Source organism: Rhodovulum sp. PH10 (assembly GCF_000293785.1).
Taxonomy (GTDB): domain Bacteria; phylum Pseudomonadota; class Alphaproteobacteria; order Rhizobiales; family Xanthobacteraceae; genus Rhodoplanes.
This window is the reverse complement of sequence record NZ_AKZI01000092.1, coordinates 1-5,899: the sequence shown is the minus strand read 5'-3', so window position 1 is coordinate 5,899 and position 5,899 is coordinate 1. Positions and strand designations below refer to the sequence as shown.

Annotated in this window: 7 protein-coding genes; 3 read left to right on the top strand and 4 right to left on the bottom strand. The window is 67.7% G+C overall.

Annotated elements, in window-relative coordinates:
• Positions 1-224: 224 nt before the first annotated feature.
• Complete coding sequence (gene fliJ, locus A33M_RS15680; RefSeq protein ID WP_008388956.1) at positions 225-641, bottom strand: flagellar export protein FliJ; 417 nt, start codon at positions 639-641, stop codon at positions 225-227.
• A 255-nt stretch (positions 642-896) separates the two neighbouring features.
• Entirely contained in the window at positions 897-2,222 is a 1,326-nt protein-coding gene (gene fliI, locus A33M_RS15675; RefSeq protein WP_008388954.1) for a flagellar protein export ATPase FliI, read from the bottom strand.
• 394 nt (positions 2,223-2,616) lie between these two features.
• Between fliI and ctrA the strand changes: the two genes are divergently transcribed.
• The 3 genes from ctrA (at position 2,617) to A33M_RS15660 (ending at position 4,292) form a co-directional block, all read left to right on the top strand.
• Entirely contained in the window at positions 2,617-3,318 is a 702-nt protein-coding gene (ctrA, locus tag A33M_RS15670) for a response regulator transcription factor CtrA (protein ID WP_008388952.1), read from the top strand.
• Between the two features lie 277 nt (positions 3,319-3,595).
• On the top strand, positions 3,596-3,841 hold the full coding sequence (locus A33M_RS15665) for a hypothetical protein (RefSeq protein ID WP_008388950.1): 246 nt from the start codon (positions 3,596-3,598) through the stop codon (positions 3,839-3,841).
• 19 nt (positions 3,842-3,860) lie between these two features.
• Positions 3,861-4,292 carry a TA system VapC family ribonuclease toxin gene (locus tag A33M_RS15660; RefSeq protein WP_008388949.1) on the top strand — a complete coding sequence of 144 codons (432 nt, stop codon included), beginning with the start codon at positions 3,861-3,863 and terminating at the stop codon, positions 4,290-4,292.
• A gap of 19 nt (positions 4,293-4,311) precedes the next feature.
• Here A33M_RS15660 and A33M_RS15655 read toward each other — a convergent pair whose 3' ends face one another.
• Together A33M_RS15655 and A33M_RS15650 are read right to left on the bottom strand one after the other, a co-directional pair.
• Entirely contained in the window at positions 4,312-5,202 is an 891-nt protein-coding gene (locus A33M_RS15655) for a CheR family methyltransferase (RefSeq protein WP_008388947.1), read from the bottom strand.
• A partial coding sequence (locus A33M_RS15650) for a chemotaxis protein CheB (protein WP_040620963.1) occupies positions 5,199-5,899 on the bottom strand: 701 nt, incomplete at its 5' end. The genes A33M_RS15655 and A33M_RS15650, both read right to left, overlap by 4 nt.

The window sequence follows — 5,899 nt, the reverse complement described above, 5'->3', positions numbered from 1 at the left end:
ACAGCGAGGCTGGGCCATCATCGGTCAGGCATAACGAAGGCTGGTATGACGCCACTCGTGGCGGCCACTCCTGGCGGCCACTCGTGGCCCGCACCGTGGGCTCCCCCGAGTGGGCGGAACGGCGCCTCGCCGAAGCGACGCCTTCGGCGATCACGGATCGAAAACGAAAAAGGCCCGGGCGAAAAACCCGGGCCTTTTTCTCGTCGTCTCGCGAAAAGGCGCCGTCAGGCCATCGCGTCGCGCGCGCGCATCGTGCCGATCGAGTCGAGCTCGGCCTGCTCGCGTACCGCCTCGACGTGGCGCTCGCGCATCTGGTCGCGCTCGTCGAGCAGCTCGACCTTCTTGAGCTCCTCGAACGACTCCTGCAGCGCCGCGCGGGCCTCCTCGAGCTGCCCCTGCAACTCGTCGGCGGAGGCCTTCAAATTCTCGCGCCGCTGCATGGCGGCCTTGGCATAGGTCGGATAAGCGAAGTGGGCCGGATCGGAAATCCCCGCCCGCTCCTGCTCGACCTGGATCTCGCGATCGAGATCGGCGGCCATGCGCAGGAAGTCGGCGATCATGGTCTCGATCTGCGTCACCTTGCGGCGCTTCTCGTCGACCTGGAATTTCTTCAGCCGGATCAGCGTTTCGCGTGACTTCATCGACAATTACTCCCCCGAAGCCCCGAGAGCGAAACCTCGATCGCCGATGGTCCGCTTCCGACATTCGCACGCCGCCACCGCAACTCCGGTCGCGAATGTCGGGCTCGAACGACCATCGGCAACGACGCGTGCGCGTGGATCATCGAGTTCGACAGTCGAGAACGAACTTGCGGCCAGGTGCGACTCGAATGTCGAATTCGCTCCACTCGGGACGAGAGCCGCTCCGAACGTGGGCGTCATCTTGGGAGCACAATCTTAGTTTTCGGTTTCCGACGCGGTTAAAATTTGCTCGAGACGCCGGTAGCCCTCGCCGAGCGGGGTCGCCTCGTCCTTGCGCTGCCCGAGGAACGCCTCCAGCGCGTCGTGCAGCCGGATCGCCTCGTCGACCTCCGCGCTCGACCCCGCCCGGTAGGCGCCGAGCCGGATCAGCTCCTCCATGTCGGCATAGGTCGCCATCAGCCGGCGGGCCTGCATGATGGTCGGCAGAAAGGTCGGATCGGCCGCCCGCGGCATCGTCCGCGAGATCGATTTCAGCACGTTGATCGCCGGATAGCGCCCGCGCTCGGCGATCGACCGCTCCATCACGATGTGGCCGTCGAGAATGCCGCGCACGGCGTCGGCGACCGGCTCGTTGTGGTCGTCGCCGTCGACCAGCACGGTGAAGATGCCGGTGATGGTGCCGGCGCCTTCCGGCCCGGGCCCGGCCCGCTCGAGCAGGCGCGGCAGCTCGGTGAAGACGGTCGGCGTGTAGCCCTTCTGGGTCGGCGGCTCGCCGGCCGAGAGGCCGATCTCGCGCTGCGCCATGGCGAAGCGGGTGACCGAATCCATCAGCACGAGCACGCTCTTTCCCTCGTCGCGGAAATATTCGGCGATCGCCAGCGTGAGATAGGCCGCCTGGCGACGCATCAGCGCCGGCTCGTCGGAGGTCGCGACCACCACCACCGAGCGGGCGAGGCCGGCCTCGCCGAGATCGTCCTGAAGAAATTCCTGCACCTCGCGGCCGCGCTCGCCGACCAGGCCGATCACCGAGACGTCGGCATCGACGTTGCGGGCGAGCATCGACAAGAGCACGGACTTGCCGACGCCCGAGCCGGCAAAGATGCCCATGCGCTGGCCGCGGCAGCAGGTGAGGAAGGTGTTGAGCGCCCGCACGCCGAGATCGAGCGGCTGGCCGACCCGCGCGCGGGCGTGGGCGGGCGGCGGAGTGTTGCGGAAAGGCACCGGACTGGGCCCGACCGGCAACGGTGCGCCGCCGTCGACCGGCTCGCCGAGCGCGTTCACCACCCGGCCGAGCCAGCCGATCGTCGGCCGCACGGTCGCCTGCGCCGAGGTGACCAGTGCACGGCAGCCGCGACGCACGCCGTCGAGCGGGGCGAACGGCATCAGCAGCGCGTGGTCGCCGGAGAAGCCGACCACCTCGCACGGGATCGTCCGCGCCCCGGTCTCGATGCCGAGCCGCGCCCCGACCGACATCGCAAAGAGCGGCCCGGCGACCTCGACCATCAGCCCGCGCACCCCGACGACACGGCCGAACACCTCGACGGCGTCGACCTCCGCGATCCTGTCGACCAGCCCTCTCATGCCGCCTCCGGTGCGATGGTGAGGATGTTCCCACACCCGGCAACCAATTCGAAACCCTTAACTTCGTGTTTACCCGGACCGTTAATCATTGGAACACCGTTCATGAGACCCGGCACATTTCGGCCACCCCGGCGCCACGGGTGTGAGTCGTTCGAATCGGTTACGGCCGAATCCTAAAGTGAGATACGAGCAAGAACGTGTCCGAAAAATCACCTCGGCTCAGCATTTTAGGCAGATTCTGCCGATTTCGGCCAGAGCGCGCTTGCGCCAGGGAATCAGACTTTGTTAATCATTCGCCGTTAACCTTTCGAATCTGTTGGGTCCCGAGGCGTGTGACCGGGTCGCCAGAATGGCGGCCCACCCTGAATCCGACGCGGCATGGAAGGGGACTGGCATGCGCGTGCTACTGATCGAAGACGACAGCGCGACGGCGCAGTCGATCGAGCTGATGCTGAAGTCGGAGAGCTTCAACGTCTACACGACCGACCTCGGCGAAGAAGGTGTCGATCTCGGCAAGCTCTACGACTACGACATCATCTTGCTCGACCTCAACCTTCCCGACATGTCGGGCTTCGAGGTGCTGCGGGCGCTGCGGGTGTCGAAGGTGAAGACGCCGATCCTGATCCTGTCCGGCCTCGCCGGCACCGAGGACAAGGTGAAGGGTCTCGGCTTCGGTGCCGACGACTACATGACCAAGCCGTTCCACAAGGACGAGCTGGTGGCGCGAATCCATGCGATCGTGCGCCGCTCGAAGGGTCACGCGCAGTCCGTCATCCAGACCGGCGACCTGATCGTCAATCTCGACACCAAGACGGTCGAGGTCGGCGGCCAGCGGGTGCATCTCACCGGCAAGGAGTACCAGATGCTGGAGCTCCTCAGCCTGCGCAAGGGCACCACCCTGACCAAGGAGATGTTCCTCAACCATCTCTATGGCGGCATGGACGAGCCGGAGCTGAAGATCATCGACGTGTTCATCTGCAAGCTGCGCAAGAAGCTCGCCAACGCGTCGCAGGGCCGCAACTACATCGAGACGGTGTGGGGCCGCGGCTACGTGCTGCGCGAGCCGTCCGACGACGAGGCGCGCATCGCGATCTGACGTTTTCCCGGGAGGTCGTGGCGTCCGCGTGCGCCCCGGCCGACCGAGCGGCCGACCGCCAGTTCCCGGCCGGACCGAGGGTTTCTTCGGAGCCATCGGCTCTCTCCTCCCACCTCGGACGCTTCCGAACCCCGCCGTCACCGGCGGGGTTTTTGTTCGGTGTGGCTCCGGACGAGCCGAGCGCCGAGCGCCGGCCACCGCAATCGGCGGCGACGCGGATGCGAAGACCTCCCGCATCGGTTGACACCGTGACCGGCGGCGGCTCATCCTTTCATCCATGAAAACGACGCTGACGCTCGACGACGACGTCGCCGCCGCTCTCGAGCGGGTGCGCACGGAGCGCGGGACGACGCTCGACCAGGCGGCGAACGATGCGCTGCGCCACGGCCTCGCACGGATGGGCGGATCACCCGAAAGGGCGGGATCGTTCGAGACTCGCTCGGTATCGCTCGGCCGGGCGCTGATCGACGTTTCGAATGTTCACGACGCCATCGCCGCCGCAGAGGGCGATGCAGCGACGTGACGGCGGCGGAGCCGTGGTCGTGATCCTGGTCGACGCCAACCTGCTGGTCTACGCGTACGTCGAATCGGTTCCGCTGCACCGGGCGGCACGGAATTGGCTCGATGCTCGCCTGAACGGACCGCATCGCGTCGGCCTGCCGTGGCCGAGCTTGCTCGCCTTCCTGCGGCTCGTCACCAATCCGCGAGTGTTCGAGCGGCCGGTGCCCACCGTGACGGCGTGGGATCAGGTCACGGCCTGGCTGGGAAGCGGCCAGGCCTGGATCCCGTCTCCCGGCGATCGACACGTCGCCGTGCTGGTGGACTTGCTGCGGCTTCCGGGCATCCGCGGATCACTGGTGCCGGACGCCCATCTCGCGGCTCTCGCGATCGAGCACGATCTCGTCCTGTGCTCGAGCGATGCCGACTTCGTCCGCTTCCCCGGACTGCAGTGGGAGAACCCGTTGGCGGATTGACCCGCCCCCCGAGCCGCCCCTACCGTGTCACGCCGAAATTCGCCGCGAGCCTTTGGGTCGCCGGCATGGCGAAGCCGGCGGGCTTGGCCGGTGCGGCGCCGGCGTTCGGCGCATAGACGCCGCGCTGGTCCGGCACCGGCTTGAAGGCGTCGGTGAGGCCGACCACCGTCTCGGCGGCGCCGAGCACCAGAAAGCCGTCCGGCTCGGTGATCTTGCGGATCCGCTCGAGCACGTCGACCTTGGTCGGCTGGTCGAAATAGATCAGCACGTTGCGGCAGAAGACGAGGTCGAACGGGCCGAGGCTGGTGAAGTCGCCGAGCAGGTTCAGCGTGCGGTACTGAACCATCGACTTGATCTCCTGCGAGATCTGCCAGGTCTCGCCGATCTGCGTGAAGTATTTGAGCAGCATCTGGATCGGCAGGCCGCGCTGCACCTCGAACTGCGAGTAGACGCCGGCGCGGGCCTTCTCCAACACCTCGATCGAGAGATCGGTCGCGACCATCTCGATGCGCCAGCCGTCGAGCCGCGAGCCCATCTCCTTCAGGCACATCGCCAGCGAGTACGGCTCCTGCCCGGTGGAGGCGGCGGCGCACCAGATCCGCAGGCGGCGCTTGGCCTCCCGCGACTTCAGGAGCGACGGGATGATCGAGTTGCGGAAGTGATCGAACGGCACCTTGTCGCGCAGGAAGAAGGTCTCGTTGGTGGTCATCGCCTCGACGACGGCGACCAGCAAACTCTCGGTGCCCGGCGCCTTCAGCCGCTGCACCAGCTCGGACAGCGAGCCGAGACCGTTCTTGCGGGCGACCGGCAGGAGCCGGCTCTCCACCAGATATTCCTTGTCCGCCGAGAGCACCAGGCCGGAGCGGTCCTTCAGCAAACGTCGCAGGTAATCGTAGTCCAACGGCGTCACGAGCGCTCTCCCGAGAACAGGCGTGTCACTTTTGCGGCGATCTGATCGAGTGGCAGGATGGCGGCGCAGAGGCCCGCCTGGGCGACCGCGCCCGGCATGCCCCACACGACGCTCGACGCCTCGTCCTGAGCGATGACGCTGCCACCGGCGGCGACGATCTCGGCCGCGCCCTTGGCGCCGTCGGATCCCATTCCAGTGAGAATCACCGTCAGGGCGGCCGGTCCCCACACCTGGGCCGCGGAGTTCAGCAGCGGATCGACCGCCGGCTTGCAGAAATTGACGAGCGGCCCGTCGCGCAGCGCGATCGCAGCGCCGGCGTCGCGGCGGACCACGTGCATGTGGATCGCGCCGGGCGCGACATAGACCCGGCCGGCGACGATCGGCTCGCCGTCCTGCGCCTCGCGCACCGCCCGGCCGCTGGCGCGGGCGAGATGCTCGGCGAGAATGGTGGTGAAGGTCGGCGGCATGTGCTGGGTGATCAGCACCGGCGCCCGGTCGATCACCGCGCCGAGACGGGACACCACCTCGTTGAGCGCCTGCGGTCCGCCGGTCGAGGAGCCGATCAAGAGGACGCGCGGCAGCGTGGTCGAGAACGACCGCAGCCGGCACGGCGCGGCCTTGTCCGGCGCGGCGGCCGGACGCGCGAGGCCGGGGCGCGGCTCGCTCCGGGCGGCGGCGGGCGCCGACGTCGCCGGCC

Bases quoted from the DNA above. Each gene is read 5' to 3' on its own strand.
- fliI (WP_008388954.1), bottom strand. From the start codon at position 2,222: ATGAGAGGGCTGGTCGACAGGATCGCGGAGGTCGACGCCGTCGAGGTG.
- ctrA (WP_008388952.1), top strand. From the start codon at position 2,617: ATGCGCGTGCTACTGATCGAAGACGACAGCGCGACGGCGCAGTCGATC.
- fliJ (WP_008388956.1), bottom strand. From the start codon at position 641: ATGAAGTCACGCGAAACGCTGATCCGGCTGAAGAAATTCCAGGTCGAC.
- A33M_RS15665 (WP_008388950.1), top strand. From the start codon at position 3,596: ATGAAAACGACGCTGACGCTCGACGACGACGTCGCCGCCGCTCTCGAG.